Below are 25721 nucleotides of genomic sequence, written 5' to 3'. Positions count from 1 at the left end.
GACCGGTGGGTTACTTGAAATTTGAAGAAGTGAACACGATGAAGAGCAATTGGTGCAAGAAGAAGTGGCCAGCGAATCTGCTGCTGGCGGCCGGCGCAATGTGGGGCGGCGCCGCGCATGCAGTGAACGATCTTGCCGGCGGCCCGTCGGTGCGCCAGCTGAACTTGCCGGTGGGCGTTACCAAGATCGCGGAAGAGCAGCACTTCCTGCACACCGTGATGCTGGTGCTGTGCACGGTCATCTTCATCGCCGTCTTCGCGGTCATGTTCTATTCGATCTGGAAGCACCGCAAGTCGGTGGGCCACAAGGCAGCCAACTTCCATGAGTCCGTGGTGGTCGAGGTGATCTGGACCGTCGTGCCGTTCATCATCGTGATCCTGATGGCGCTGCCGGCCACCAAGGTCCTGGTGGCCCAGAAGGACACCACCAACGCCGACCTCACGATCAAGACCACGGGCTACCAGTGGAAGTGGGGCTATGACTACATCAAGGGCGAGGGCGAGGGGCTGGCCTTTATTTCCACGCTGGACAGCTCCCACCGGGCGTTGTCGGACGCCGGTGCCAAGGGCGACGTGCCCGACGACTACCTGCTGAAGGTCGACAACCCCATGGTGGTGCCGGTCGACACCAAGGTGCGCATCATCACCACCGCAAATGACGTGATCCATGCCTTTGCCGTGCCGCAGCTGGGCGTCAAGCAAGATGCCATTCCCGGCTTCGTGCGCGACACGTGGTTTCGCGCCGAGAAGGTGGGCGACTACTACGGCCAATGCCAGGAGCTCTGCGGCAAGGAGCACGCCTACATGCCGATCCACGTCAAGGTGGTTTCCAAGGGCGACTACACCGCGTGGGTCGATGGCAAGCGCAAGGAGGCCGCGGCCAAGCAGGACGATCCGGGCAAGGTCTGGACCCTCCCCGAGATCCTGGCGCGCGGCGAGAAAGTCTATGCGGCCAACTGCGCGGCCTGCCACCAGGCCAACGGCAAGGGCGCGGGCCCGATCAAGCCGCTGGACGGCTCCGCAGTCGTGCTCGACGCCGACCACAACAAGCAGATCCACGTGGTCCTGAACGGACAGAATAACGGCGCCATGCCGTCCTGGAAGCAGCTGAGCGACACCGACATCGCAGCCGTGGTGAGCTTCACCAAGAACAGCTGGTCGAACAAGACGGGCCAGCTGGTGCAGCCGGCCGAAGTGCTGGCGCAGCGTGGCAAGTAAGCCGGCGCTGCCTCACGACGCCACGACGAAGAGTTTGCAAGGATTATCACAATGAGCGCAGTCATCGATCCCCACGGCCACGCACACGGCCACGGCGACCATGCCCACGACGAACATCACGCCGCGCCTACCGGTTGGCGCCGCTGGGTGTTCGCCACCAATCACAAGGACATCGGGACGCTGTACCTGCTGTTCTCCTTCACCATGCTGATGGTGGGCGGCGTGCTCGCGCTGCTCATCCGCGCAGAGCTGTTCCAGCCTGGCCTGCAGGTCGTGAACCCGGAGCTGTTTAACCAGTTCACCACCATGCACGGCCTGATCATGGTGTTCGGCGCCATCATGCCGGCGTTCGTCGGCTTCGCGAACTGGATGATCCCGCTGCAGATCGGCGCCTCCGACATGGCCTTCGCGCGGATGAACAACTTCAGCTTCTGGCTGCTGATCCCGGCGGCACTGATGCTCGTGGGTTCGTTCTTCATGCCCGGTGGCGCACCTGCCGCGGGCTGGACGCTCTACGCGCCGCTCACGCTGCAGATGGGCCCCTCGATGGACGCCGGCATCTTCGCGATGCACATCATGGGCGCCTCGTCCATCATGGGCTCGATCAACATCATCGTGACCATCCTCAACATGCGTGCCCCTGGCATGACGCTGATGAAGATGCCGATGTTCTGCTGGACCTGGCTCATCACCGCCTACCTGCTGATCGCGGTCATGCCCGTGCTCGCCGGCGCCATCACCATGACGCTGACCGACCGCCATTTCGGGACCAGCTTCTTCAGCCCCGCCGGCGGCGGCGACCCGGTGATGTACCAGCACATCTTCTGGTTCTTCGGGCACCCCGAGGTGTACATCATGATCCTGCCTGCGTTCGGGATCATCAGCCAGGTCGTGCCGGCTTTCTCGCGCAAGCGCCTGTTCGGCTACGCCTCGATGGTGTATGCGACCTCCTCGATCGCCATCCTGTCCTTCATCGTGTGGGCGCACCACATGTTCACCACCGGCATGCCGGTGACGGGGCAGCTCTTCTTCATGTACGCGACCATGCTGATCGCGGTGCCGACGGCGGTGAAGATCTTCAACTGGATCGCCACCATGTGGCAGGGCTCGATGACCTTCGAGACCCCGATGCTCTTCGCGGTGGGCTTCATCTTCGTGTTCACGATGGGGGGCTTCACGGGCCTGATCCTGGCGATCGCGCCAATCGACACCCAGCTGCAAGACACCTACTACGTTGTCGCGCACTTCCACTACGTGCTGGTGGCCGGCTCGCTTTTCGGGATGTTTTCGGGCTTCTATTACTGGGTGCCGAAGTGGACCGGGGTCATGTACAACGAATCGCGCGGCAAGATCCATTTCTGGTGGTCGCTGATCTCGTTCAACATCACCTTCTTCCCCATGCACTTCCTGGGTCTTGCCGGCATGCCGCGTCGCTATGCCGACTATCCGATGCAGTTCGCCGACTTCAATGCCGTGGCCAGTGTGGGCGGCTTTGCGTTCGGTCTGGCGCAGGTGTATTTCTTCCTGTTCGTCGTGCTGCCGGCCATGCAGGGCAAGGGCGAGAAGGCTTCGCAGAAGCCGTGGGAAGCTGCAGAAGGCCTCGAGTGGGAAGTGCCGTCGCCGGCGCCGTTCCACACCTTCGAAAATCCGCCCAAGTTGGATGCCACTGCCACCAAGGTGATTGGCTAAAGGATGAGTGCCGTGGCGACGCCCGAACAAAAGAGGAACAACCGGCGCATGGGGCTCACGCTGGCCTCCATCGCGCTGCTGTTCTTCATCGGCTTCATCGTCCGCATGGTCTGGATCGGCCACTGAGTCGCACATGGGCATCGGTCAACGCATCCGTCGCGAAAACGTCCGCATGGTCGGCAAGCTGGCCGTCGTGGCGGCTGGCATGTTCGCCTTCGGCTACGCGCTGGTGCCTTTGTACCGCGCCATCTGCGAAATGACCGGCATCAACATCCTTGCGCTCTCCGAGCTCGAGGTGCCGGGCGGCGCCAGCGGCGGCAAGAACGTGCGCCTTCCGGACAACACACAGGTCGACACCAGCCGCACCATCACCGTCGAGTTCGATGCCAACGTGCGCGGCCTCTGGGACTTCAAACCGGCGCAGCGCTCGATGGAAGTCCATCCGGGTCAGCTCAACACGGTGATGTACGAATTCCAGAACGTGCAGAACCGGCGCATGGCCGCGCAGGCCATTCCCAGCTACGCACCGCAGCAGGCCGCTCCCTACTTCAACAAGCTCGAGTGCTTCTGCTTCAACCAGTACACGCTCGATGCGGGCGAGAAGAAGCAGTGGCCGGTTGCCTTCGTGATCGACCCGAAGATCTCGAAGGACGTAAAGACGATCACGCTGTCTTACACCTTCTTCGAGGTGGGCGGCAAGACGCCACCCCCTCCCGTCGCGGCCAATACCGCTACGTCCGCGCCGGCCGCGGAGCCGCGTTCATGATCATGGCCGAAGTACCCCCGCCCAGGAAAGGCTCCCTCTGGCGAACCGTCAAGGCGGTGGCCTGGGGCTTCTTCGGCGTTCGCAAGAACAGCGACTACCAGGAAGACATCGCCAAGCTCACGCCGCTGCACATCGTGGCCGTCGGGCTGGTGGCGGCGGTGCTCTTCGTGATCGGCTTGATCCTGCTGGTGAAGTTTGTCGTCGCGCCCTGACAGGGCAAGTGCCCCACAGATTTGAATCGAGAGAGAAGAGACCAGGACCTGATATGAGTTCAAGCACCCACGGCGCCACGCCCTATTACTTCGTGCCTTCGCCATCGCCGTATCCCGTGATGGCGTCGATCGGCCTGCTCTTCGTGATCTTCGGCGCTGCCCAGTGGATCAACGGCCATCAATGGGGTGCCTGGTCGCTGCTCGCAGGCATGGTGTTGTGGCTGGCCACGCTCTTCGTCTGGTTCCGTCGCGCGATCGGTGAGAGCGAGGGGGGCCAGTACGGCCACAAGGTGGACCTCTCCTTCCGCTGGAGCATGAGCTGGTTCATCTTCTCCGAGGTGATGTTCTTCGGCGCATTCTTTACCGCGCTCTGGTGGGCCCGCACCCACGCGCTGCCCACGCTCGGCAGTCTCGACAACGCGCTGCTCTGGCCCGATTTCAAGGCCGTGTGGCCGACTCTCGCCGCAGGCGCCACCGGCTCGCCGGCCGACACTGTCGAGCCTTTCCAGACTGTCGGCCCCTTCTGGCTGCCGACGATCAATACTGCACTGCTGCTGAGCTCTGGCGTCACCTTGACCATTGCCCATCACGCGCTGCGGGCGAGCCATCGCGCCCAGGCGATCCGCTTCATGTGGATGACCGTGCTGCTCGGCGCCATCTTCCTCGGCGTGCAGGGATACGAATATCACCACCTCTACACCGAACTGAACCTCAAGCTCAGCTCCGGCGCCTACGGTTCCACCTTCTTCATGCTGACCGGTTTCCACGGCTTGCACGTGTTCATCGGCATGCTGATGCTGCTGTTCATCACCTTGCGCCTGCGCGCCGGCCATTTCACGCCGGAACGCCACTTCGGCTTCGAGGGTGCGGCTTGGTACTGGCACTTCGTCGACGTGGTGTGGCTCGGCCTGTACTTCCTGGTCTACTGGCTTTGAGCTTGCAGGACGGCACAAAAGGAAAGCGCCGTAAGGCGCTTTTTTCATGGGGGTTGTGGAACGAGCACGACCTACTTGCCGACGGGCAGCCCTCCCGGCTGGATGTAGCCGAGCTTCCAGGCCAGCAGCAGGCACAGGAACAAAACCACCGACAGCCCGATCCGAACGGTGAGCGCACGCACCATTCCTCCGCTCTTGGCCCGGCCCTCTCGACCGTCCCTCAGCATGAAGAACAGCGCGACACCGAGGCTCGACAGGATGCCGATGAAGGCCAGGGCGACAAGGTATTTCATGATCTCGATTATCGGCCGCAGCGGCCCCCCCGCGGGGTGAACGAAGGAACGATGCCCACCGCGCGGCCGTCGGGCACCGGGCGTTTCTGGCTGGTCACCCTGGCGGCCTTGATCATGCTCGCGGCGACGGTGTCGCTGGGCCGGTGGCAGCTGTCGCGCGCCGCGCAGAAGGAGGCGCTGCAGGCCGAAATGGAGGCGCGCAAGACACTGCCGCCGCTTGGGCAGAACGAATTTCTCGCGCTCGATCCAGCGACTTCCGCCATGCACCGGCCGGTACGCCTGCGCGGCCTGTGGCTCGCACCACACACGGTGTACCTGGACAACCGCCAGATGCATGGCCTCCCCGGTTTCTATGTGCTGACACCGTTTGCCATCGAGGACAGCAATCAGACGGTGCTGGTGCAGCGCGGCTGGGTGCAGCGCAATTTCAACGACCGCACGCAACTCGCCCCCATCGAGACGCCGAGCGGGCTGGTCGATCTGGTGGCCCGGGTCGCGCCGCCGCCGGCCCACCTGCTCGAGCTGGGCAAGGAAGCGCTGCCGCCCGCCGCGGCACCGGGGTCTTCGCCCATCCGGCAGAATCTCGATCTCGAAGCGTTCCGCGAGCAAACCGGGCTGCCTTTGCGGACCGATGTATCGCTGCTGCAGACCGGCCCGGCCTCCGAGGGATTGCAGCGAGCCTGGCCGGTCCCGGCGCTGGGCATCGAAAAGCACTACGGCTATGCGTTCCAGTGGTTCGGGCTCGCCGCCCTCGTCGTCATCCTCTATGTCTGGTTTCAACTCATCGCCCCCTACCGCAGCGCACGCCGCCTCCGCCATGGCCGATGAACCGCTCGGGCTGACGGTGCATTCGATGCCCTCGCCGCGGCAGGCACTCGATGGCGTCGAGGGCCGGCGCACCGTCTACGGTCGCTGGAAAATGATCCTGGTCATGCTGTGCTGCGCGGCACCGGTGATCGCTTCCTACTTCACTTACTACGTGATCCGGCCTGAAGGGCGGCGTGTGTATGGCGAGCTGATCGACCCGCAGCGCACCATGCCCGAGCTGACCGCCACGAGCCCCCAGGGGACGCCGGTGCGTCTGTCCACCCTGAAAGGCCAGTGGTTGCTGGTCACGGTGGCCGATGCGGGCTGCGACGCGTTGTGCGAGCAGCAGCTCTACCTGCAGCGCCAGCTGCGCGAAAGTCTTGGCCGCGAAAAGGACCGGCTCGATCGCGTCTGGCTGGTGAGCGACGCGGCGCCGATACCCGTGCGCCTGGACGAAGGCCTGCATGGCGCGACCGTGCTGCGCGTGCCGGCAGCGCAGCTGGCGCAGTGGCTGGCGCCCGCGCCCGGCCACACATTGGCGGAGCACTTCTTTGTCATCGATCCCATGGGCAACTGGATGATGCGCTTCCCCGCCCGCATGGATACCGCCGGCGCAAGCCGCGCCAAGCGCGACCTCGAGCGGCTCTTGCGCGCCTCGGCGTCCTGGGACGAGGCGGGCCGCTAAAGGCGCCGCCCGGCACGCACAGCATGGACACGAACTCGCTCTACGACCTCAAGCCGGTCGCCTGGCTCCTGGCTGTCGGCGTGTTGCTCGCGCTCGGCCCGCTGATCTGGGTCTGGCGTCGCGGCGCCGGCCACGGAACCGCCCGCCGCTTGCACATGCTGACGGTGCTCACGCTGTTCCTGACCTTCGACCTCACCCTGTTCGGCGCCTTCACGCGCCTGACCGATTCCGGCCTGGGCTGCCCCGACTGGCCCGGCTGCTACGGGAACGCCAGCCCCGTTGGAGCGCGCCACGATATCGCGATGGCGCAAGCGGCGCAGCCCACCGGCCCGGTGACGCACGGCAAGGCGTGGGTGGAGATGGTGCATCGCTACCTCGCCACCGGCGTCGGCTTCCTGATCCTCGTGCTGGCCGTGACCACCTGGGTGGCGCGACGAAACCGGCGGTCGGAACAGGCTCGCGAACGCCCGCTGAGCGCCTGGTGGCCCGCTGCCACGCTGGTCTGGGTCTGCCTGCAGGGCGCATTCGGCGCGCTGACGGTGACCTGGAAGCTGTATCCCGCCATCGTCACACTGCACCTGCTTGGCGCCATCGTGCTGCTGGCGCTGCTCTGCATTCAGGCCGTGCGGTACCGGCAGGCAGCGGCCGAGCGGCAGCCCACCCCCATTCCCTGGGCATTGCGCACTTTGCTGATCGTGGTTGGCGCCTTGCTGCTGCTGCAGATCGCGCTGGGAGGCTGGGTCAGCACCAACTACGCCGTCCTGGCCTGCGCCGAATTTCCCACATGCCAGGGCAATTGGTGGCCGCCGATGAACTTTGCCCAGGGCTTTCACATCTGGCGATCGCTGGGGGAGGGCGCCGACGGGGCACCCATCGATTTCGCGGCGCTGACGGCCATTCATTACGTGCATCGCCTTATGGCGTACCTGGTCTTTGCCGCGATCGGTCTGCTCGTGTGGCAGCTGCGCGGGACCGCGCCGCTGCGCGCGCAAGCCAGATGGCTGGCCGGCCTGGCGCTGCTGCAGCTTGCCACCGGCCTCGGCAATGTGCTCCTGGGCTGGCCGCTGGTCGCCGCCGTGCTGCATACCGGCGGCGCCGCGGCGCTGGCCGTGGTACTGACCTGGGCCTTGTGCGAGAGCCGACGCGCCCCGAACACGATAGCTGCCGCTGCGAAGGCGCGGGGCACCGCGGTTCGCGGCGCGGAGGTCATCCAATGAGTACGCCGGCCTCGATCCACAGCCACAGCGCGGCCAGCGTCCTGCGCCAGTTCTATGCGCTGACGAAGCCGCGCGTGGTGCAGCTGATCGTGTTCTGCGCGCTGATCGGCATGGTGTTGGCGGTGCCGGGCGCTCCCACCTTTACCGACCTGCGGCGCATCGTGGTGGCTTGCATGGGCATCTGGCTGGTTGCGGGGGCCGCCGCCGCATTCAACTGTTTGGTCGAGAAGGGCATCGACGCCAAGATGAAGCGCACCGCCTGGCGGCCCACGGCGCGCGGCGAACTGAGCGACCGGCAGGCACTGCTGTTCTCGGGGGCGCTGTGCGCGGCCGGCTCGGCGCTGCTGTGGTTCGCGGTAAATCCGCTCACCATGTGGCTGACCTTCGCGACCTTCGTGGGTTATGCGGTGATCTACACCGTGATCCTCAAGCCGCTCACTCCACAGAACATCGTGATCGGCGGCGCTTCCGGCGCCATGCCGCCAGTGCTGGGCTGGGCCGCGATGACAGGCGAGGTGAGCCCCGAGGCGCTGATCCTCTTCCTCATTATTTTCCTGTGGACCCCCCCGCATTTCTGGGCGCTGGCCCTCTACCGCGTGGAGGACTACCGCAAGGCCGGCCTGCCGATGCTTCCGGTGACGCACGGCAACGAGTTCACGCGGCTGCAGGTGCTGCTCTACACCTTCATCCTGTTCGCCGCCTGTCTCATGCCCTTCATCTATGGCATGAGCGGCTGGCTCTACCTGGCGGTAGCGATAGCCGTGAGTATCGGCTTCACCGGCTACGCGTTCGCGCTCTGGCGCAGCTACTCGGACACGCTGGCGCGCAAGACTTTCCGCTTCTCGCTGATCCACCTGAGCGTACTCTTTGCGGCACTGCTGATCGACCACTACCTGCGATGAATGAATCCATGAACAAGCGCCACGCACTTCGCCTGATGGCCTGGACGGGGCTGGCGGCGTTTGCGGGCACTGGCCTCGCTGCGTGCTCGGAAAAGAAGCCCAGCTTCAATGCGGTGGACATCACCGGCGCCGACTATGCCAAGGGCTTCACGCTCACTGACGCCGACGGCAAGCAGCGCACGCTGGCCGACTTCAAGGGCAAGGTCGTCGTCATGTTCTTCGGCTATGCGCAGTGTCCGGATGTCTGCCCGACCACCATGAGCGAGATGGCGCAAGTCAAGCAGCAACTGGGCAGCGACGGCGACAAGCTGCAGGTCCTGTTCGTCACCGTGGATCCAGAGCGCGATACGCCCGCTGTGATGAAGGCGTACATGGAAGCCTTCGATCCGGGTTTCGTCGCGCTGATTCCAACACCGGAGCAGCTGGCTGCGCTCGGGAAGGACTACAAGGTCTACTACAAGAAGGTCGAAGGCAAGACGCCGACCAGCTATTCGATGGACCACTCTGCCGCCAGCTTCATCTACGACACCGAGGGCCGCCTGCGGCTGTACGCCCGCTACGGCGCCGGGGTGCCGGCCATGGTTTCGGACATCAAGGCCCTGCTGAAGGCCGGTTGACGCGCGGGCCCAGGCGCGCTGCGCATCGGCCGAGCGTTGGGCGGGCGAGCCACAAAAAAAAAGCCCGGGCGGTGCCGGGCTTCATGAATGCCATCGAGGCGAGGCTCAGGCGAATTCCGCCAGCGCCTTCTTCATCTTCTTCATGGCCGCCGACTCGATCTGACGAATCCGCTCGGCGCTCACCCCGTACACCGCGGCGAGGTCATGCAGCGTCATTCCGCCCGAGCCGTCGTCGTTGACCTTGAGCCAGCGCTCTTCCACGATGCGGCGGCTGCGATCGTCGAGCGTCGCCAGGGCGGTCGAGATACCGTCGGTCGACAGCCGGTCGCGCTGACGGGATTCGATCTGTGCCGTGGGCTCCTGCGAGGCATCAGCCAGGTAGGCAATGGGACCGAAGCCGTCGTCGCCGTCATCCGAGGGACTCGGGTCGAGCAACACATCGCCTCCGGACATGCGCGTTTCCATCTCGAGCACTTCCTCGGGCTTGACGTTCAGCCGGGTCGCCATCTGGGAGACTTCGTCCGCGCTCAGCGTGTCGCGGTGGGTGTCGCCGTCCGCAGAGCCGGCCTTGAAACCTTGCTTCATCGAGCGCAGGTTGAAGAACAGCTTGCGCTGGGCCTTGGTCGTGGCGACCTTGACCATGCGCCAGTTCTTCAGGATGTACTCGTGGATCTCGGCCTTGATCCAGTGCATGGCGTAGCTGACCAGGCGCACGCCCTGGTCAGGGTCGAAGCGCTTGACGGCCTTCATGAGGCCGACATTGCCTTCCTGGATCAGGTCGCCATGTGGCAATCCGTAACCCAGGTACTGCCGGGAAATCGAGATCACGAGGCGCAGGTGCGAGAGCACCAGCGCGCCGGCGGCTTCGAGGTCGTTATGGTCGCGCAGCCGGCGCGCATAGCGCTGCTCTTCTTCCTGCGTCAGCAGGGGGAGCCGGTTGGCTGCGGAAATGTAGGCGTCCAGGTTACCCAGCGAAGGCACCATCGACCATGGATTGGCGACGGCGAGCTGGTTGGCGGGGGCTCCGGACATGACTGTCATTGGGCAAACTCCTTCATTCGGGGCATATTAGCACTCGGTTGGAGAGAGTGCTAAGCCTAAGGGTTCCCCCGGAGTTTCAATCGGGGAGATAGTTACAACCTATCTGCGTTGTGGGCCTATGAAATAGGACGGCGCCGACTCGACGCTCCAGGATTCAGCCCGTCACCAGCGGATGCCCAGGCGCAAAAACAACCGGGACAGCACGAAGAGCGGTCCAACCCACAGGTACTGGAGATCTTCGAAGAAGGAGGGCTTTTTGCCCTCGATCTTGTGGCCGATGAACTGGAAGACCCAGGCCACGACGAAGATGGTGGCTGAAATCGGAAGCACAAGGTCCCCCATCGCATGCACCGCGGCCAGCGCCAGCACGATGCAGATTCCCATGCCGATCAGGAAGCTTCCGGAGCGCAGCATCAGGTAATAGACCGCACTGGCGCCCACGAAGGCGTACGCCACCCAGGGATGGAGGGCGTAGAGCAGACCGCCGATGCTCAGCATGATGGCCGGGATGGCAACCATGTGGATCGCCTCGTTGGTCGGGTTCCGGTGGCTCTCGCCGTAGTGGGCGAGCAGCCGGTCGACCTTGCGGTCGGTGTCCTGCAGCGGGGGCGCGGCGCTGTCCATGGCGGTCTCCTGGCGGGCTCTGCGGCCCTCGCGCATGATGCCAGAAGCGACCCGGCCGGCGCTAGCCCATCAGGGCCTGGGCGAACTCCCGTGCCTTGAACGTCTCCAGGTCTTCCAGCTTCTCGCCAACGCCGATGAAATACACCGGAACCGGCCGCTCGCGGGCGATCGCGCACAGCACGCCGCCCTTCGCCGTGCCATCCAGCTTGGTGATGACCAGTCCTGTCAGGCCCAGCGCTTCGTCGAAGGCCCGCACCTGGGCCAGGGCGTTCTGACCCGTGTTGCCGTCGATCACGAGCAGCACCTCGTGCGGCGCCGTGGCGTCGGCCCGGGCGACCACGCGCTTGATCTTCTTGAGCTCGTCCATCAGGTGCAGCTGGGTCGGCAGACGGCCGGCCGTATCGACCAGCACCACGTCCTTGCCACGTGCCTTGCCGGCGTTGACCGCGTCGAAGCTCACGGCGGCGGGATCGCCGCCTTCCTGGCTCACGATCTCCACGGTGTTTCGGTCGGCCCAGACCAGCAGTTGCTCGCGCGCCGCAGCGCGGAAGGTGTCGGCCGCCGCCAGCAGCACCGAGGCGCCCTCGTTGGACAGGTGCTTGGTCAGTTTGCCGATCGAGGTGGTCTTGCCCGCGCCGTTGACTCCCGCCACCATGACCACGGTAGGGGTGTGCTCGCCGATCACCAGGTCCTTTTCGAGGGGGCGCAGCAGATCGGCGATTGCCTCGGCCAGCAGCAGCTTGACCTGAGAGGCGTCGGTCGCCATGGCGCTGCGCACGCGCCGGCGCAGGTCGTCCAGCAGGTATTCCGTGGCCTTCACGCCCGTGTCGGCCATCAGCAAGGCCTCTTCGAGCTCCTCGTAGAGGGCGTCGTCGATCTGGGCGTTGACGAAGGCGGCGGTGATGCTGTTGCCGGTCTTGCGCAAACCCGTCTTGAGTTTGCTGAGCCAGCCACTGCGCTCGGGAGGCGGGGCTTCCACGGGCGCCGCCGGTGGCGCTGGCGTGCTTGCCTCGGGAATAGGGATGGGAGCGGGAGGGAGCGGCTCGGGCGCTTCGGGCGTGGCCGGAGGAAGGGCCTCCGCCGGCGGCGCCTCGGCCGGCTTGGTGCCGAACCAGCTGGACGGCGAGAACACCGACCTGGCGGGCGCCGGCGGCTCGGCGGGCGTCTCGGCAGGTGCCGGCGCCGGCGCGGAGCTGTCAGGGGCCGGCTTTTTTTTGAAGAAGCTGAACATCGGGGCGTTTTTACAATCCGACCCATTCTATGAAACACCCCTCGCCACGCCGCGCTGCGTCTGGTGCGGTGCTGGCCTCGGTGCTGATGGCGCCCTGGGCCGGGGCCGCCCTGGCGCAGACATCCCCGCCGGACGCCGTCCCCGCTTCCACGCCCGCCGCCGCCATCCAGCCGGTTCAGGCCCGCCAATTCACCCTCTCCAACGGCATGACCCTGATCGTCAAGCCCGACCGGCGCGCCCCGACCGCGGTGCAGATGCTGTGGGTGAGGGTCGGCTCCTTCGACGAGGTCGACGGCACCTCCGGCGTGGCGCACGTGCTCGAACACATGATGTTCAAGGGCACCAGGACGTTGAAGCCCGGCGAGTTCTCGCGCCGGGTGGCCGCCTTGGGTGGGCGCGAGAACGCCTTCACCACGCGCGACTACACCGGCTACTACCAGCAGATCCCGGCCGACAAGCTGGAGCAGGTGATGGTGCTGGAGTCCGACCGCTTCGCCAACAACCAGTGGGCGGACGAAGAATTCAAGCGCGAGATCGAGGTCGTCAAGGAAGAACGCCGCCTGCGCACCGACGACCAGCCGCGCGCCCTGCTTGGCGAACAGCAGAACGCCGCCATCTTCATCGCCTCGCCCTACCACCGTCCGATCGTCGGCTGGATGAGCGACCTCGACGCCATGACGCCGGCCGACGCACGCGCTTTCTTCCAGCGCTGGTACGTGCCTGCCAACGCGGCGGTCGTGGTGGCGGGCGATGTCGATGTGGAGCGGGTGCGCGCCCTGGCCGAAAAATACTACGGCCGAATCCCGAGCCGCGCCGTACCCGAACGCAAGCCGCGCATCGAGCCGCCGCAGCGTGGCATCCGGCGCCTCGACTTCAAGGCGCCGGCCGAGCAGGCCTATGTCTCACTGGCTTTCCGCGCGCCGCAGATCCCGGCCACCGACCAATTCGATGGCGCCAGCGATGCCTATGCGCTCACGGTGCTCTCAGCCGTGCTCGACGGCTATCCCGGCGCCCGGCTCGACCGGGCGCTCACGCAGGGGCCGGGCCGCGTGGCTGACTCCGCCGGCGCGTACGCGGGCTTCGTCGGCCGCGGACCGCAGATCTTCGCGCTCGATGGCGTGCCTGCCGCCGGCAAGACGCCGGAAGCGGTCGAGGCCGCGCTGCGGGAGCAGGTGGCGAAGATCGCCCGCGAGGGCATCGGCGCTGCGGAGCTGGCGCGCGTCAAGACCCAGTGGACGGCCAGCGAGACCTACAAGCTCGACTCGGTAATGGCGCAGGCGCGCGAGCTCGGCAGCCACTGGGTGCAGGGCCTGCCGCTCGACGCCAGCGCGCGCATCATCGCGCGCCTGCAGAAGGTGACAGCCGAAGAGGTGCAGGCCGTGGCGGCCAAGTATTTCGGCGACGACGAGCTGACCATTGCCACCCTGCGGCCGCTGCCGCCCGATCCCCAACGCCGCGCCCGCGGCTTCGCGGCGCCTGCGGGCGACCTGCGTTGAAGACCCGGAGCGCCCCACCATGCCGAGCTTGAAAAACACCCGAACCCTCCTGTGCCTGGCGTGCCTGTTGCTGAGCGGCGCTGCAGCGCATGCGGCCGTGCCCATCGAGCATTGGACGCTGCCCAGCGGCGCCAAGGTCTACCTCGCTGCGACCGACGCCCTGCCCATCGTCGACGTGCAGATCGATTTCGATGCCGGCAGCCGGCGCGATCCACCAGCGCAGTCCGGGCTGGCCGGCGTGACGGCCGGCATGGTCGAAAAAGGCATTCGTGCGAGTGGGCGTCCCGTCGCCGCGGCGCCCCAAGGCGGGACAGCCCTCTCGGGGGGCAGCGAGGACACGCCGGTGCCGAGCGAGGGGGCCTATGAACCGGCGATGGACCAGAACGCGCTGGGCGAGGCATGGGCCGATCTCGGCGCCGACTTCGACGCCAGTGCCAGTTCCGACCGCATGAGCTTCTCGTTGCGCACACTGTCCGAGCCGGCGCTGCTGGCCAAGGCGGTGCAACTCGCGGCGCGCGAGATCGGCGAGCCGGCCTTTCCCGATGACGTGTGGCAGCGCGAACGCGAGCGCCTGAACGCCTCGATCCGCGAAGCCAACACCAAGCCCGCGACGCTCGCGGCGCGCACCTTTTCGCGAGACGTGTACGGAGACCATCCGTATGGACTGGACACGACCGAAGCCACGCTGGCACGCATCGACACGGCTGCGATGCGCCAGCGGTACGAGCAACTGATCCAGCCCTGCCGCGCCAAGCTCAGCATTGTCGGCGCGGTCACCCGCGCGCAGGCGGAGACGATCGCGAGCACGCTGCTGTCGCGCCTGCCAACGTCTGCGGGCGGCTGCGTCGCGTTGCCGCCGGTGGCCGAGGTGGCGCCGCTTGCTGCCGCGAAGGACGAGCGCCTGCTCTTCGACTCGGCGCAGGCCCATGTCTGGATCGGTCAGCCCGGCTACCCACGCCGCGACCCGGACCATTTCGCGCTCACCGTCGGCAACTACATCCTCGGCGGCGGCGGCTTCGTTTCCCGCCTGACCGAGCAGGTGCGCGAGAAGCGCGGCCTGGCCTACAGCGTCTACAGCACCTTCTCGCCGGGCCTGCACGCGGGCGCCTTCCGCATCGGTTTCCAGACCCGGCCCGACCAGGCCGACGAAGCCGTGAAGGTCTCACGCGAGGTGCTCGCCAGGTTCGTCGCCGAAGGTCCGACCGCGGCCGAGCTCAAGGCCGCCAAGGACAACCTGATCGGCGGCTTCCCGCTGCTGCTCGACAGCAACCGCAAGCTGCTCGGGAATGTGGCCAACATTGCGTGGAACGACTTGCCGCTCGACTATCTCGAGACCTGGACCGCGCGCGTGAACGCGGTCACCGCAGCCGACGTCAAGGCCGCCTTCGAGCGCAAGCTGCAGCCTGATCGCATGGTCACGGTGGTGGTCGGCGGAAAGCCTTGAAGCCCGTGGCTGCCGCTTGGATACCATCCTCGCCTGACGGAGCAACAAGGAGCGGCGAGATGACGATGGATGGGGTGGACGGCGAGATGCATGGAACCGGGATGCAGTACGTCGGCCGCGATGAATAAGCGGACGCCGTCCCGCGGCGGCGGCGCGAAGCCGGCCCCGAGGCCTTCTGCTGCGCTGCGCAACGAAGTCCGCATCATCGGCGGCCGATGGAAACGCACGCGCCTGGCCGTGGCCGACAAGCCCGGCCTGCGCCCCACGCCCGACCGCGTGCGCGAGACCCTCTTCAACTGGCTCGCCAGTCTTGCCGGCGCCAGCGGCGGAGAGCTCCCGGGCTGGCACTGCATCGATGCCTTCGCGGGTACCGGTGCGCTCGGCTTCGAGGCGGCTTCCCGGGGCGCAGCCTCCGTGCTGCTGTGCGAGCAGGACGCAGCACTGGTCGCGCAATTGCAGGCATTGAAAGCAAGGCTGAAAGCCGATGGCGTGCGCATCGAGCGCGGCAACGGCGTCACGGCGCTCGAGCGAGTCGCACCGGGCAGTCTGCATGCGGTGTTCCTCGACCCACCCTTCGAGAATACGGCGCTCTACGCGCCCGCGTTGCGCGCCGCCGCGCGCGCTCTGCGGCCTGGAGGCGTGGTCTACCTCGAAGCGGCGAGTCGCTGGCCCGATGAAGAATTCGCAACCCTGGGTCTCGGCGTGTTCCGATATCTCAAGGCCGGCGCAGTGCATGCGCATCTGTTGATGCTTGCGCCTGACACCGCTGCATAATCCGCCGGATTCGGCCGCATCGGCTGCACAGGAGGAAGCAACCATGTCCAGCAACGTGATCGCGGTATACCCCGGCACTTTCGACCCGATGACGCTCGGCCACGAAGACGTGGTGCGCCGGGCGACTCAGCTCTTCTCCAAGGTGATCGTCGCGGTGGCGGCAGGGCATCACAAGAAAACGCTTTTCACGTTGCAGGAGCGCATCGACATGGCGCGCGACGCGGTCGCGCCTTTCAGCGACCAGGTCTCGGTGGAAAGCTTTGCGGGCCTGTTGCGTGACTTCGTCGTGGCCCGCGGCGGCAAGGCCATGGTGCGCGGCCTGCGCGCCGTGACCGACTTCGACTATGAGTTCCAGCTTGCCGGCATGAACCGCTCGCTGATGCCCGAAGTCGAGACCGTGTTCCTCACGCCCAGCGACAAGTACCAGTTCATCTCCAGCACTTTCGTGCGCGAGATCGCCGTGCTCGGGGGCGAGGTCGACAAGTTCGTCTCGCCCAACGTGCAGAACAACCTGATGGCCAAAGTCCGAAGCCAAGGGCCTGCCACAAGCCGCGAATGACGCACCGGCCGCGCCTGCATGCGCTGGGCGACGCGGCCTTGCTGTGCGAACTGCCGGCGCCCGCGACGCTGGCGCAGCAGCAACAGATCTGGGCGCTCGCGAAAGAGGCGCTGCAATGGCGTGGCGTGCACGAAGTGCTGCCCGGCATGAACAACCTGAGCCTTCTTTTCGATCCCGAAGAAATCGATGCGGCCGAGCTCGAGATGCAGGTGCTGTCGGCCTGGCCGCACCTGGCGGATGCGCCAATCGAAGGGCGCGAGATCCGCATTCCGGTGGCCTATGGCGGCGAGGCCGGGCCCGACCTGGCTGATGTGGCGGCCCACAGCGGCCTGTCGCCGGCGGAGGTGGTGCGGCGCCACAGCGGCGCCGACTACGTGGTCTACCTGCTCGGCTTCCTGCCCGGCTTCGCTTTCATGGGCGGTTTGCCGCCGGAACTGGCGACCCCGCGCCGTGCCGAGCCGCGGGTGGCGGTGCCGGCCCGCTCGGTCGGCATCGGCGGCGCGCAGACCGGCATCTATCCGCTGGTCTCGCCCGGCGGCTGGCAGCTGATCGGCCGCACCTCGCTGGAGCTCTTCGATCCGCGTGCCGCCGAGCCCACGCTGCTGCGCCCCGGCGACCGGGTGCGCTTTGTCGTTGAAAGCGCCGAATTGTGAGTGCCGCGGGTGCGCTCACGGTACTGCGCCCCGGCCTGCTGGCCTCGGTGCAGGACCTCGGCCGCCACGGGCACCGGCAGCAGGGCATCTGTCCAGGCGGGGCCCTCGACGCGCTGGGGCTTGCGGTGGCCAATCGGCTGGTGGGCAACAGCGACGGCGCGGCCGGCCTCGAGCTCACGCTGGGCGGCTGCGAAATCCGCTTCGACAGCCCAACCCGCATCGCGCTGACGGGTGACGACTTCGGCGCACGCCTGGACGGCGCGCCGCTGTCGCCCTGCTGGAGCGTCCCGGTGCAGGCGGGCCAGGTGCTTCGGCTCGGGCCCGCCAACGAATGGAGCGCGAAGGCGGGTCTGCGAAGCTGGCTCGCCGTGGCCGGCGGCATCGACGTGCCGCCGGTGATCGGCTCGCGCAGCACCGACCTCAAGGCCGGCTTCGGCGGCCATCTGGGGCGCGCGCTGAAAAAGGGCGACCGCCTGCCGCTCGGCGAGTCCAACCTCGACGCCGCCCGGCTGGAGCGCCGCGCGTTCGGCCTGCGCGCGCCCGCGTGGGAGCAGGACGTGGACGGTGCCGTCGTCCTGCGTGTGATGCCCGGCCCGGAGTTCGAGCAGTTCACCGTCGCTGCACGCGAGCAGCTCTGGGGTGCATCCTGGCGCATCACGCCGCAGAGCAACCGCATGGGCAACCGGCTCGAGGGCCCCGAGCTCAAGCGCAAGCGCAGCGCGGACATGCTGTCCTCCGCCGTGATCCCCGGCACGATCCAGGTGCCACCGTCGGGCCAGCCGATCATCCTGATGGGCGATGCCCAGACCACCGGCGGCTATCCGCGCATCGGCGTCGTGATCCGCGCCGACCTCTGGAAGCTTGCTCGGGCGCCGCTCAACGGTCGCCTGCGCCTTGTGCAGGTGGACGCCGTTGCGGCCTTGCAGGCCTGGGCCGGGCAGCGGCGCTACCTCGCGCAGATCGGGCAAGCCCTGGCCGCTGCGGGGTGGCCGGTGCCGGCGCAAAATCCGGCGGAAGGAGATAGCCACCATGCGGATTGACCTCAATGCCGACCTCGGCGAAGGCTGCGACAACGACGAGGCGCTGCTCAAGCTCGTGAGCTCGGCCAACATCGCGTGTGGCTGGCACGCAGGTGACGCAACAACCATGCGCCAATGCGTGCGCTGGGCGCTGGACAACGGCGCTGCCATCGGTGCCCACCCCAGCTTCCCGGACCGCGAGAACTTCGGCCGCAGCGAGATGCACCTGCCGCCCGAGGAGATCGTCTCCGGCGTGCTCTACCAGGTCGGTGCACTGGCGGCCATCGTCAAGGCCGAAGGCGGCACGCTGGCGCATGTCAAGGCGCACGGCGCGCTCTACAACCAGGCCGTGAAGGACCCGGCGCTGGCCGACGCCTTGTGCGAGGCCGTGAGGCGCTTCGACCCCGGCCTGCGCTTCTTCGGCCTCGCCGGCAGCGGCATGATCGGCGCCGCCCGACGCGCGGGCCTGCAGCCGGTCGAGGAAGTGTTCGCAGACCGCGGCTACATGCCCGATGGCAGCCTGGTGCCGCGCAGCCGGCCCGGCGCCCTGATCGAGGACGAAGAGCAGTCGCTGGCCCAGACGCTGTCGCTGGTTCGGGATCGCCGCGTGACCGCGATCGACGGTTCGGTGGTCAGCGTCAACGCCCAGACCGTGTGCCTGCATGGCGACGGCGCGCATGCGCTGGCCTTTGCGCGCCGCATCCGCGAGCGCCTCGAGAGCGAAGGCATCACGGTCGCCGCGACCGCCTGAGCGTCTGGCTGACCCGTGGCAAACGTGCTGCTGACGGGCTTCGAGCCCTTCGACCAGGATGCGTTGAATCCCTCGTGGGAAGCAGTGCGCGCACTCCAGGGCTGGCGCTGCGCAGGCGCGACGGTGCAAGCGCGCCGCATCTCCTGTGTCTTCGGCGTCGCGCTGCAGGAGCTCGATGCGGCCATCGGCGAGCTGCAGCCGCAACTGGTGATCGGTGTCGGCCAGGCCGGCGGGCGCGCCGAGATCACGCCCGAGCGCGTGGCGATCAATGTCGACGACGGCCGCATCTGCGACAACGCAGGCTGCCAGCCCATCGACATGCCCGTGGTGGCGGGCGCGCCGGCGGCCTACTTCTCGACGCTGCCGATCAAGGCGATGGTGCGCGACTTGCGCGCAGCGGGCATCCCGGCCGCGGTGTCGAACAGCGCCGGCACCTTCGTCTGCAATCACCTCTTCTTCGGACTCATGCATCGCCTCTCGACTCGGCCGCTCGCAACGGGCGTGCGCGGCGGATTCATCCACATTCCCTACCTGCCTGAGCAGGCCGCGCGCTTTCCCGGGGCGCCGAGCATGGCACTCGACACCGTGATCGCCGCGCTGCGCATCGCCGTGGCGACCGCGCTTACGGTGCGCCAGGACGTCCGCGAGACTGGCGGCCAGCTGAGCTAGGACTTGAATTCGTCGGCGGTGATGCCGAGCTCGCGTGCCCGCCGTCCTAGGCCGCAAGGCGCCGCAGCCACGGCATCAGCGCGGCATTGACCTCGACCGGCTTCTCCATGGTCAGCATGTGGCCGCAGTTCTCGATCCACACGAGCTCGGCCTGCGGGACCAGCTGTGCGATCTCCTTCGAGCATTCGGGCGGCGTCAGGCGATCGGCATCGCCGCAGATCACGAGCACCGGGCAGCGCAGCGACGGGAGCGATGGACGCTGGTCGGGCCGCGTCATCAGCGCACGGTTCTGGCGAATGAGCTGCTGGGCGCCGGCATCGAGGACGAGTTCCACATAGCGCCGTACCAGCGCCGCATCGCCGGCCTGCTCGGGATGGAAGGCGAAGGCCGCATTGAACTGGATCACGTCGCGGGCCTCGCCCTGCTCGAAGAGCTCGATCGCCGAGCCGCGCAGCTCGTACATCTCGGGGGTCTCGGGCCGAGGGTTGGTGCCCAGCAGCGCGAGGCCGATGATGCGCTCCGGCGCCTGGCGCGCAGCCTCCATCGCGATCATGCCGCCCATCGAGGCGCCGCAGAGGACCAGGGGGCCTTCCTGCTCGCGCAGCACGGCCTCGGCCATGGCTTCGATGCTGGGATGGCGCATGTGGGCGTCGCTGACGCGGACGTCGATGCCGGCGGGCAGGGCGCGCAGCTGGGCTTCCCAGAGGCGCTCGTCGCAGGCGAGGCCGGGCAAGAGGACAAGGCAGGACATGCGCCGATTCTCGGCCATCCACGCCGTCCACCTCGTGTCGCCGCCGCCATGTGTTGCGAGGACAATAGCTTCATTCCATGTCCACAGACCTCATCCTGATCCGCCACGGCGAGACCGATTGGAATCGCGAGCTGCGCTTCCAGGGCCACATCGACGTTCCCCTCAACGACACCGGCCACGAGCAGGCACGCCGTCTCGGCCTGCGAGTCGCGCATGAGTCGGTACAGCACCTGGTCAGCAGTGATCTTTTGCGTGCCCAGCAGACGGCGGCGCCGGCGGCGCAGCAGCTTGGCCTAGAGATCGTCACCTCGGTCGAGTTGCGCGAGCAGAGCTTCGGCGTTGTCGAAGGCATGCGCGCGGACGAGATCCAGCACCTGCACCCGCGCGCCTGGGAGGATTGGCTCAAGTTCAGCGAGGACCACCGCATGCCCGGGGGCGAATCGCCACGCGAATTCCATGCGCGCGTCATCGACGCATTCGGCCGTATTGCTGCCTCGTACAAGCGACAGACCGTGATGGTGGTCACGCACGGCGGCGTGCTCGACATGGTCTGGCGGACCGCGAAGGAGCTGGGCCTCAACGGCCCACGCCAGAGCGCGATTCCCAATGCAGGCTTCAACCGCATTCGCATCGCCGACGCCAGCCGCCCCGCACTGATCGAGATCGTGGACTGGGCCGATACCGCGCATCTCGATGGCATGCCGGCGCAGCCCAACTACGACCAGCGGCGGCACCTGGGCAAGTCGTAAGCCGCATGGCGCTCTGAAGGCGGCCTGGAACCCTGAGCCGCTTCAAGGCTCAAATGAGGACCGGCGTTCCGGCCGGCAGGAGGTACGACCATGTTCCAACTGAGACATTGGCAAGACCCGGTGAACGGAGCACTGGGTGCCTGGATGCTTCTTTCGCCCTGGATCCTGGGCTACGACGCCGAGCCGGCCGCGATGCCGAACGCGGTGATCGTCGGTGTTGCGCTGATCGCCGCCGCGCTCGGCGCCATGCTGCTTCCCCGCGCCTGGGAGGAATGGACCGAGGCGGCCCTCGGCCTGTGGCTGATGGCGTCCCCGTGGGTGCTGCGCTTCAACGGAAACGCCGACGCCATGCTGACCGCGGTCCTCACGGGCCTGGTGGTGCTGGTGCTCGCGGCCTGGACTCTGCTGACCGACGAGGAATACAGCCGCTGGTGGCACCGCGCGGCGCACTGAGTACGGCTAGGCCGGACGCCTGGCCAGAAGCGCCCAGACACCGGCGGCCGAGAGCAGCGAGCCGCCCGCCAGGTGGAAGCGCCGCTGCGCGCGCGGCGAGCTCAGGAGGCGGCGCGCCGTGGCCGCGAACACGGCGTAGAGCGTTGCATTGAGCGTTGCCATCGCCACGAAGGTCAGGGCCAGGATCCAGAGCTGGCGGGAGGCGTCCGCGCCCGGCTGGATGAACTGCGGGAGGAAGGCCACGAAGAACACGATGCCCTTGGGATTGAGGGCCGTTACCAGCCAGGTATTGGCGAACAGCCGCCACCGCGAGCGCGGTGCGGCCGGCGCCGCCAGCTCGGCGGAGGACACGCCAGCCCGCAGCAGCTTGATGCCGAGATACAGCAGGTACAGGCCGCCGACCCACTTCACCGCCGTGAACAGGAAGGCGGATGCCGCGAGCAGTGCGCCGAGCCCGAGCAAGGACACCAGCAACGCGGTCGAGTCGCCCAGTGCCACGGCGGCGACCAGCGGCACGTTGGCACGCCGGCCGTGCGCCATCGAGTAGCTGATGACGGTGAGGATGGTCGGGCCGGGGATGATCAGCAGCACCGCCGATGCGGCCACGAAGGCAAGCCAGATTTCAATTGACATGCGGGGTCTCCTTGGATGATTGGCTTGTGGCGCTCCGCAGAGGCTGCGGCAGTCCCAGCGACGCGCAGACCTCGTCGGCCTGGCGCCGCAGGCGCCGCGATTCCGGCTGGGCGTTGACCCGCTGCTGCAGAAGACCTTGCGCGCTCGCCAGGGTCGCTTCGGTCCCGGTGGCGATCAGGGCATCGAGGTACAGCTGCTCGAACAGATCGCGCTGCGCGTGGCTGCCGCCGATTTCGGCCAGGCGCGGCAGCGCCAGGCCCAGCCCTTCGACGGCGCCGGCAGCATCGCCCCGCGCATGGGCCAGGAGGCCGCGGGCGGCGGGTATTGCCACGCGCTGCCAGCTGGCCCGGGTCGAAGGCGCGGCCTGCGGCGCGAAGGACTCGATGTTGTGCAACAGGCGCTCGGCCTCGGGACGGCCGGCGCGCGCCAGCCCGTAGAGATACTGCAGGTCAAGGAAAGGCAGCACATGGTCGTCGAGCCGCTGCGCCAGGTAGCCGGCCAGCGCCTGCCACCGATCGCCGACGTCGATGCCCGCGAGTTCGAGGCGCGCGAGCAGCGACACGGCGCCGATCTGGTCCTGCGAGTAGTCCTTGGCCACGCCCCACACCTGCTCGTCATAAACGGCGAGCGCCTCCGCGTCGCGGCGCAGGTCGATCAGGAACAGCGCCACATGCCACCAGTTGTGGGTGACCATGAAGGAGTTGAGGTCGACCCAGCTGTCGCTCACGCCCCGCATGAAGTCGAGGCCCTCGGCAAGCCGGCCCTCGGTCAGCATGACATGCCCGAGCGCATGGTGGGCCCACGGCTCCTTGCGCTCCATCGCGATCGCGCGGCGTGCGCTGGCTTCGGCTTCGCGCATGAAGTGGCATTGCTCGTAGCCGAAGGCGGCCATGCCGTGCAGGTAGGGCACGTCGGCCGCGGCTGGCAGGCCTGCCAGCGCGAGCCGCAGCATGCCGGGGCAGTCGCCGATGTTGAAGCAGTGGTACTGCCCCAGCTTGAGCGAGGCCAGGTCGCGCGGGTGCTCGCGGGCCTGCTCGTGGTGCAGGGCGATGGCCCGCAGGATGTCGCCGTCGGCCCAGGCCGACACGGCCGCGATGTAGCGCTGCTCGCGCGGGCTGGCGCGGGAGGCGCCGGCCCGCGCACGTTCGAGAAAGGGGCGCGCATTCGGGACCGCATCGCGCGACTCGGCGAACAGGTGCAGCGTCGCGCAGTAGGCCTGCACGAGAGGGTTGTCGTCCTGCGCCGCCGCCAGCACCCCGGCCGCGCGCGCCTCGCAGGCGATGAAACCCTCGACGAAGTCGTTGATCGCGCGCAGGCTGGCGGGGTCGGTCAGGGTGATGGGGTTGCCCAGGCTGTCTTGCATGGGGGCATTTTTACCCAGGGCCTGCTCCTTGTCGTGCGAGCCGCTCGAGCCTCCGGCCGCGTCTGACATCGGCGCGCTACGATCACCCATGAAAAAGACATTCCTGCTGCATATCGAAGGAAACATGGCCGGCCGGCTTCTCGCAAGGCCCGGCCATCGCACTGCGTGGGGCGCAGACGTGGACGACACGGCGTCATGACGGGCATCCAGGCCAAGCGCAGGTTCATCGTCATCGCGCTGCTATGCGTGGCGCTGGGTGGTGCACTGTTGCGACAGCTGTCCGAGCCCGGTTCGACGCGCCGCGACGTTGGCACCCTGTTGATGCTGCTGTGGCTGCCGATCATCGGCAACGTCATCGCCTGGCTCATCGCCAAGGTGCGGCGCCCGCTGGCTTCGGAGCCGGCAGGGTTTCAGTGGGGCAGCACCTTCCAACCTCACATGCTCGTCGAGTTCACGATGCGCACGCCCCAGCTTCCCTCCGAAGATTCGCCAGTCCTCGAAGGCGAGCATCGCTGCGTCCTCGTGGTGGACAACGAAGGCTTTTCGGCGCGCTGGATCGTTGCGCGCGGGCAAGCGTTCAGGCGCGGAACGGCGCAAACGTTCCAGGTCGAGTTCCTGAAGCCGGCGATCGCACTTGAGCACTTCCAGCGCGACACCGCATTTCGGATGCTGGCAGGCGAATCGTTCGTGGGCGAAGGCCGCGTGCTTGGCTTGCTCGGGTGAGCCTCTGCGGAGGCGGGCATGTGATCGTGCGCCACGTCGCACCTTGATCCGTGACCGCGTGTTCGCCAGGTCGTCTAGACCCCGGCTTGCTGGTGGCGGTACTCCTGCGTGAGCCCGCCATAGCCGTAGGCCGCGGCGCGGGCGTCGATCAGGTGCACGTACGACACTTCGTGCAGGTTCTTCCGCAGCGCCGCCATCGCAGCGTAGACCTCGCGCAGGTAGCGCGCTTTTTCGGCCTTGGTGTTGGTTTCGTCGGTGATGCTGATGTCCAGGTGGAAGGCCGACTTGCCGAGCTCCGCCAGCGATCGGCCGCCGATGAACCAGGCGTCTTCAGCGATGTACTGCACGGTGGTGGCGATCACCGGCAGCTTCTTATCGAGGACGCCCTGGGTCAGCTCCGCGACAGTGTCGACGACGCGGCGGGTGAGTTGGGCGTCGGGCTGGCCGGAGAGGTGGATCACGATATGAGGCATGGCATTTTCCTTTCGACTCGGTGAGGGTGTCATTGTGGAAAGTTGCTGTCCATCGGAAAAGCAGGAAGATATGATGGATATCATCGATTTTCATGGTGGATAGGCGTCATGCAAATGATGGATCTGGAGCAGCTCAGGACCTTCGTCGCCGTTGTCGAGGCGGGCAGCCTCACCGCGGCCGCGCCGCAGGTGTTCCTGTCGCAGTCCGCCGTGAGCGAGCAGATGCGCAAGCTCGAGGAGCGCGCCGGCCAGTCGCTGCTGACGCGCAGCAAGGCCGGCGTGGCGCCCACCGCTGCAGGCACGCGGCTGCTGGGACATGCGCAGCGCCTGCTGGCGCTGGCAGATGAAGCCCTGCGCGACCTCCGCGGTGAAACCCTGCAAGGGGAGCTTCGGCTCGCGGTGACCGACTACTTCAGGCCGGGCGAGCTGGCGCGGCTGCTGGGCCGCCTCGGCGAGCGCTATCCGCAAGTGCGGCTGCACGTGAGCGTCATGAAGAGCGGGGCCATCGAGGCGGGCTACGCGCAAGGGCAGTTCGACCTGGGCTTGTCGATGCGCATCGCGGGGCAGGGCGGCTCGGCTGCGGCCGCAAAGGTCCCGGCGCTGCGCCGCGAATCCCTGGCCTGGATGGGCGCGACCGGCCTGCGCGTCGCCCGCGGCGAGCCCTTGCGCCTGCTGGTGCTCCCGGACACCTGCTCGCTGCACCAGTTCACGATCAAGCTGCTGAAGCAGCGGCGCGTCCCCTTCGCGGTGGCGCATGTCGCCTCGGGTGTCGCAGGTCTTCAGTCGGCCTTGGCGGCCGGACTCGGTGTTGCCTGCCTCAACGAGTCATCGCTGTGCGAAGGGGTGGCGCGCCTGCCGCCGCCGCACGGGCTCCCTGCGCTGCCGAGTGTGGGGTTCCATTTTCTGCCGCCCCGACGTGGCGAAAGCGAGTTCGTGGCCCGGGCGCGGGAGCTGCTGGCAGCGCACCTGGTCTGA

31 protein-coding genes are annotated in these 25721 nt (G+C 67.2%); 23 read left to right on the top strand and 8 right to left on the bottom strand.

Features of this window, described 5'->3' with window-relative positions; translation table 11 throughout:
* Positions 1-38: 38 nt before the first annotated feature.
* The 6 genes from coxB to E5CHR_RS25675 are packed head-to-tail and all read left to right on the top strand — an operon-like array spanning position 39 to position 4819.
* The gene (gene coxB / locus E5CHR_RS25695) at positions 39-1217 is read left to right on the top strand and encodes a cytochrome c oxidase subunit II (protein ID WP_162582445.1); all 1179 of its coding nucleotides are present in this window, start codon (positions 39-41) and stop codon (positions 1215-1217) included.
* A gap of 51 nt (positions 1218-1268) precedes the next feature.
* Positions 1269-2906 (top strand): cytochrome c oxidase subunit I, encoded by a 1638-nt coding sequence (ctaD, locus tag E5CHR_RS25690; protein WP_162582444.1) that lies wholly within the window; start codon positions 1269-1271, stop codon positions 2904-2906.
* A gap of 12 nt (positions 2907-2918) precedes the next feature.
* On the top strand, positions 2919-3032 hold the full coding sequence (locus E5CHR_RS31880; RefSeq protein ID WP_232062193.1) for a cytochrome oxidase small assembly protein: 114 nt from the start codon (positions 2919-2921) through the stop codon (positions 3030-3032).
* 7 nt (positions 3033-3039) lie between these two features.
* Positions 3040-3672, top strand: coding sequence for a cytochrome c oxidase assembly protein (locus E5CHR_RS25685; RefSeq protein ID WP_162582443.1), 633 nt, complete (start codon positions 3040-3042; stop codon positions 3670-3672).
* Entirely contained in the window at positions 3669-3884 is a 216-nt protein-coding gene (locus E5CHR_RS25680) for a DUF2970 domain-containing protein (protein WP_162582442.1), read from the top strand. The genes E5CHR_RS25685 and E5CHR_RS25680 overlap by 4 nt, the downstream gene beginning before the upstream one ends.
* Before the next feature lie 53 nt (positions 3885-3937).
* Positions 3938-4819, top strand: a complete 882-nt coding sequence (locus E5CHR_RS25675; RefSeq protein ID WP_162582441.1) for a cytochrome c oxidase subunit 3 — start codon at positions 3938-3940, stop codon at positions 4817-4819.
* A gap of 71 nt (positions 4820-4890) precedes the next feature.
* Here E5CHR_RS25675 and E5CHR_RS25670 read toward each other — a convergent pair whose 3' ends face one another.
* Entirely contained in the window at positions 4891-5112 is a 222-nt protein-coding gene (locus E5CHR_RS25670) for a twin transmembrane helix small protein (protein WP_174255746.1), read from the bottom strand.
* 51 nt (positions 5113-5163) lie between these two features.
* Between E5CHR_RS25670 and E5CHR_RS25665 the strand changes: the two genes are divergently transcribed.
* Genes E5CHR_RS25665 through E5CHR_RS25645 form a run of 5 tightly spaced genes read left to right on the top strand, consistent with a single transcriptional unit; the run spans position 5164 to position 9340 of the window.
* Positions 5164-5940: an SURF1 family protein gene (locus E5CHR_RS25665; protein ID WP_162583903.1), complete on the top strand. Its 777-nt coding sequence runs from the start codon at positions 5164-5166 to the stop codon at positions 5938-5940.
* On the top strand, positions 5879-6604 hold the full coding sequence (locus E5CHR_RS25660; RefSeq protein WP_174255745.1) for a hypothetical protein: 726 nt from the start codon (positions 5879-5881) through the stop codon (positions 6602-6604). Before E5CHR_RS25665 ends, E5CHR_RS25660 begins: the two co-directional genes overlap by 62 nt.
* A 23-nt stretch (positions 6605-6627) precedes the next feature.
* Positions 6628-7821, top strand: a complete 1194-nt coding sequence (locus E5CHR_RS25655; RefSeq protein WP_162582439.1) for a COX15/CtaA family protein — start codon at positions 6628-6630, stop codon at positions 7819-7821.
* Positions 7818-8723 (top strand): heme o synthase, encoded by a 906-nt coding sequence (gene cyoE, locus E5CHR_RS25650; RefSeq protein WP_162582438.1) that lies wholly within the window; start codon positions 7818-7820, stop codon positions 8721-8723. The genes E5CHR_RS25655 and cyoE overlap by 4 nt, the downstream gene beginning before the upstream one ends.
* Before the next feature lie 8 nt (positions 8724-8731).
* Positions 8732-9340: an SCO family protein gene (locus E5CHR_RS25645; RefSeq protein WP_174255744.1), complete on the top strand. Its 609-nt coding sequence runs from the start codon at positions 8732-8734 to the stop codon at positions 9338-9340.
* A gap of 105 nt (positions 9341-9445) precedes the next feature.
* Here E5CHR_RS25645 and rpoH read toward each other — a convergent pair whose 3' ends face one another.
* From rpoH to ftsY, 3 genes are all read right to left on the bottom strand, one after another.
* On the bottom strand, positions 9446-10381 hold the full coding sequence (gene rpoH, locus E5CHR_RS25640) for an RNA polymerase sigma factor RpoH (protein WP_162582436.1): 936 nt from the start codon (positions 10379-10381) through the stop codon (positions 9446-9448).
* A 162-nt stretch (positions 10382-10543) separates the two neighbouring features.
* Entirely contained in the window at positions 10544-11005 is a 462-nt protein-coding gene (locus E5CHR_RS25635) for an Mpo1 family 2-hydroxy fatty acid dioxygenase (RefSeq protein WP_162582435.1), read from the bottom strand.
* Between the two features lie 61 nt (positions 11006-11066).
* Entirely contained in the window at positions 11067-12236 is a 1170-nt protein-coding gene (ftsY, locus tag E5CHR_RS25630; RefSeq protein WP_162582434.1) for a signal recognition particle-docking protein FtsY, read from the bottom strand.
* A gap of 29 nt (positions 12237-12265) precedes the next feature.
* Here ftsY and E5CHR_RS25625 point away from each other — a divergent pair, with 29 nt between their 5' ends.
* The 8 genes from E5CHR_RS25625 to pcp all read left to right on the top strand — a co-directional run bounded on the left by E5CHR_RS25625 (position 12266) and on the right by pcp (position 19601).
* Positions 12266-13732 carry a M16 family metallopeptidase gene (locus E5CHR_RS25625; protein ID WP_162582433.1) on the top strand — a complete coding sequence of 489 codons (1467 nt, stop codon included), beginning with the start codon at positions 12266-12268 and terminating at the stop codon, positions 13730-13732.
* A 19-nt stretch (positions 13733-13751) separates the two neighbouring features.
* Positions 13752-15176 carry a M16 family metallopeptidase gene (locus E5CHR_RS25620; RefSeq protein WP_162582432.1) on the top strand — a complete coding sequence of 475 codons (1425 nt, stop codon included), beginning with the start codon at positions 13752-13754 and terminating at the stop codon, positions 15174-15176.
* Positions 15177-15296: 120 nt separating this feature from the next.
* The gene (locus E5CHR_RS25615; RefSeq protein ID WP_162582431.1) at positions 15297-15950 is read left to right on the top strand and encodes an RsmD family RNA methyltransferase; all 654 of its coding nucleotides are present in this window, start codon (positions 15297-15299) and stop codon (positions 15948-15950) included.
* A 43-nt stretch (positions 15951-15993) separates the two neighbouring features.
* Positions 15994-16509, top strand: coding sequence for a pantetheine-phosphate adenylyltransferase (gene coaD, locus E5CHR_RS25610; RefSeq protein WP_162582430.1), 516 nt, complete (start codon positions 15994-15996; stop codon positions 16507-16509).
* Positions 16506-17162, top strand: a complete 657-nt coding sequence (gene pxpB / locus E5CHR_RS25605) for a 5-oxoprolinase subunit PxpB (RefSeq protein ID WP_162582429.1) — start codon at positions 16506-16508, stop codon at positions 17160-17162. Before coaD ends, pxpB begins: the two co-directional genes overlap by 4 nt.
* Complete coding sequence (locus E5CHR_RS25600; RefSeq protein WP_162582428.1) at positions 17159-18202, top strand: biotin-dependent carboxyltransferase family protein; 1044 nt, start codon at positions 17159-17161, stop codon at positions 18200-18202. The genes pxpB and E5CHR_RS25600 overlap by 4 nt, the downstream gene beginning before the upstream one ends.
* Positions 18192-18932, top strand: coding sequence for a 5-oxoprolinase subunit PxpA (pxpA, locus tag E5CHR_RS25595; protein WP_162582427.1), 741 nt, complete (start codon positions 18192-18194; stop codon positions 18930-18932). The genes E5CHR_RS25600 and pxpA overlap by 11 nt, the downstream gene beginning before the upstream one ends.
* Positions 18933-18947: 15 nt before the next feature.
* Positions 18948-19601 (top strand): pyroglutamyl-peptidase I, encoded by a 654-nt coding sequence (gene pcp / locus E5CHR_RS25590; protein ID WP_162582426.1) that lies wholly within the window; start codon positions 18948-18950, stop codon positions 19599-19601.
* A gap of 46 nt (positions 19602-19647) precedes the next feature.
* Here the strand turns inward: pcp and E5CHR_RS25585 are convergent, their stop codons facing one another.
* Positions 19648-20418, bottom strand: a complete 771-nt coding sequence (locus tag E5CHR_RS25585; RefSeq protein WP_269474091.1) for an alpha/beta fold hydrolase — start codon at positions 20416-20418, stop codon at positions 19648-19650.
* Positions 20419-20429: 11 nt separating this feature from the next.
* On the opposite strand from E5CHR_RS25585, the gene E5CHR_RS25580 reads away from it, so the two are divergent.
* Positions 20430-21101 (top strand): histidine phosphatase family protein, encoded by a 672-nt coding sequence (locus tag E5CHR_RS25580; protein ID WP_162582424.1) that lies wholly within the window; start codon positions 20430-20432, stop codon positions 21099-21101.
* 90 nt (positions 21102-21191) lie between these two features.
* Positions 21192-21554: an SPW repeat protein gene (locus E5CHR_RS25575; RefSeq protein WP_162582423.1), complete on the top strand. Its 363-nt coding sequence runs from the start codon at positions 21192-21194 to the stop codon at positions 21552-21554.
* A gap of 6 nt (positions 21555-21560) precedes the next feature.
* On the opposite strand, the gene E5CHR_RS25570 is transcribed toward E5CHR_RS25575, so the two are convergent.
* Both E5CHR_RS25570 and E5CHR_RS25565 read right to left on the bottom strand, forming a co-directional pair.
* The gene (locus tag E5CHR_RS25570; protein ID WP_162582422.1) at positions 21561-22187 is read right to left on the bottom strand and encodes a LysE family translocator; all 627 of its coding nucleotides are present in this window, start codon (positions 22185-22187) and stop codon (positions 21561-21563) included.
* Positions 22177-23550 (bottom strand): tetratricopeptide repeat protein, encoded by a 1374-nt coding sequence (locus E5CHR_RS25565; RefSeq protein ID WP_162583902.1) that lies wholly within the window; start codon positions 23548-23550, stop codon positions 22177-22179. The genes E5CHR_RS25570 and E5CHR_RS25565 overlap by 11 nt, the downstream gene beginning before the upstream one ends.
* A 195-nt stretch (positions 23551-23745) precedes the next feature.
* Between E5CHR_RS25565 and E5CHR_RS25560 the strand changes: the two genes are divergently transcribed.
* Entirely contained in the window at positions 23746-24273 is a 528-nt protein-coding gene (locus E5CHR_RS25560; protein WP_162582421.1) for a hypothetical protein, read from the top strand.
* 74 nt (positions 24274-24347) lie between these two features.
* Here E5CHR_RS25560 and E5CHR_RS25555 read toward each other — a convergent pair whose 3' ends face one another.
* Entirely contained in the window at positions 24348-24746 is a 399-nt protein-coding gene (locus tag E5CHR_RS25555; RefSeq protein ID WP_162582420.1) for a tautomerase family protein, read from the bottom strand.
* Between the two features lie 108 nt (positions 24747-24854).
* On the opposite strand from E5CHR_RS25555, the gene E5CHR_RS25550 reads away from it, so the two are divergent.
* On the top strand, positions 24855-25721 hold the full coding sequence (locus E5CHR_RS25550) for a LysR family transcriptional regulator (protein WP_162582419.1): 867 nt from the start codon (positions 24855-24857) through the stop codon (positions 25719-25721).

The sequence above is a fragment of the Variovorax sp. PBS-H4 genome (assembly GCF_901827205.1).
Lineage (GTDB): Bacteria > Pseudomonadota > Gammaproteobacteria > Burkholderiales > Burkholderiaceae_C > Variovorax.
The sequence above is the reverse complement of the archived record's forward strand: the minus strand, read 5'-3'. Positions and strand labels throughout refer to the sequence as shown.

Bases quoted from the DNA above. Each gene is read 5' to 3' on its own strand.
- E5CHR_RS25635 (WP_162582435.1), bottom strand. From the start codon at position 11,005: ATGGACAGCGCCGCGCCCCCGCTGCAGGACACCGACCGCAAGGTCGAC.
- E5CHR_RS25565 (WP_162583902.1), bottom strand. From the start codon at position 23,550: ATGCAAGACAGCCTGGGCAACCCCATCACCCTGACCGACCCCGCCAGC.
- E5CHR_RS25575 (WP_162582423.1), top strand. From the start codon at position 21,192: ATGTTCCAACTGAGACATTGGCAAGACCCGGTGAACGGAGCACTGGGT.
- E5CHR_RS25625 (WP_162582433.1), top strand. From the start codon at position 12,266: ATGAAACACCCCTCGCCACGCCGCGCTGCGTCTGGTGCGGTGCTGGCC.
- E5CHR_RS25580 (WP_162582424.1), top strand. From the start codon at position 20,430: ATGTCCACAGACCTCATCCTGATCCGCCACGGCGAGACCGATTGGAAT.
- ctaD (WP_162582444.1), top strand. From the start codon at position 1,269: ATGAGCGCAGTCATCGATCCCCACGGCCACGCACACGGCCACGGCGAC.
- E5CHR_RS25645 (WP_174255744.1), top strand. From the start codon at position 8,732: ATGAACAAGCGCCACGCACTTCGCCTGATGGCCTGGACGGGGCTGGCG.
- E5CHR_RS25685 (WP_162582443.1), top strand. From the start codon at position 3,040: ATGGGCATCGGTCAACGCATCCGTCGCGAAAACGTCCGCATGGTCGGC.
- E5CHR_RS25680 (WP_162582442.1), top strand. From the start codon at position 3,669: ATGATCATGGCCGAAGTACCCCCGCCCAGGAAAGGCTCCCTCTGGCGA.
- ftsY (WP_162582434.1), bottom strand. From the start codon at position 12,236: ATGTTCAGCTTCTTCAAAAAAAAGCCGGCCCCTGACAGCTCCGCGCCG.
- E5CHR_RS25660 (WP_174255745.1), top strand. From the start codon at position 5,879: ATGTCTGGTTTCAACTCATCGCCCCCTACCGCAGCGCACGCCGCCTCC.
- E5CHR_RS25670 (WP_174255746.1), bottom strand. From the start codon at position 5,112: ATGAAATACCTTGTCGCCCTGGCCTTCATCGGCATCCTGTCGAGCCTC.
- E5CHR_RS25620 (WP_162582432.1), top strand. From the start codon at position 13,752: ATGCCGAGCTTGAAAAACACCCGAACCCTCCTGTGCCTGGCGTGCCTG.
- E5CHR_RS25665 (WP_162583903.1), top strand. From the start codon at position 5,164: ATGCCCACCGCGCGGCCGTCGGGCACCGGGCGTTTCTGGCTGGTCACC.
- E5CHR_RS25615 (WP_162582431.1), top strand. From the start codon at position 15,297: ATGAATAAGCGGACGCCGTCCCGCGGCGGCGGCGCGAAGCCGGCCCCG.
- rpoH (WP_162582436.1), bottom strand. From the start codon at position 10,381: ATGACAGTCATGTCCGGAGCCCCCGCCAACCAGCTCGCCGTCGCCAAT.
- E5CHR_RS25675 (WP_162582441.1), top strand. From the start codon at position 3,938: ATGAGTTCAAGCACCCACGGCGCCACGCCCTATTACTTCGTGCCTTCG.
- E5CHR_RS25570 (WP_162582422.1), bottom strand. From the start codon at position 22,187: ATGTCAATTGAAATCTGGCTTGCCTTCGTGGCCGCATCGGCGGTGCTG.
- E5CHR_RS25655 (WP_162582439.1), top strand. From the start codon at position 6,628: ATGGACACGAACTCGCTCTACGACCTCAAGCCGGTCGCCTGGCTCCTG.
- E5CHR_RS25550 (WP_162582419.1), top strand. From the start codon at position 24,855: ATGCAAATGATGGATCTGGAGCAGCTCAGGACCTTCGTCGCCGTTGTC.
- pxpA (WP_162582427.1), top strand. From the start codon at position 18,192: ATGCGGATTGACCTCAATGCCGACCTCGGCGAAGGCTGCGACAACGAC.
- coxB (WP_162582445.1), top strand. From the start codon at position 39: ATGAAGAGCAATTGGTGCAAGAAGAAGTGGCCAGCGAATCTGCTGCTG.
- coaD (WP_162582430.1), top strand. From the start codon at position 15,994: ATGTCCAGCAACGTGATCGCGGTATACCCCGGCACTTTCGACCCGATG.
- E5CHR_RS25555 (WP_162582420.1), bottom strand. From the start codon at position 24,746: ATGCCTCATATCGTGATCCACCTCTCCGGCCAGCCCGACGCCCAACTC.
- cyoE (WP_162582438.1), top strand. From the start codon at position 7,818: ATGAGTACGCCGGCCTCGATCCACAGCCACAGCGCGGCCAGCGTCCTG.
- E5CHR_RS25560 (WP_162582421.1), top strand. From the start codon at position 23,746: ATGACGGGCATCCAGGCCAAGCGCAGGTTCATCGTCATCGCGCTGCTA.
- pxpB (WP_162582429.1), top strand. From the start codon at position 16,506: ATGACGCACCGGCCGCGCCTGCATGCGCTGGGCGACGCGGCCTTGCTG.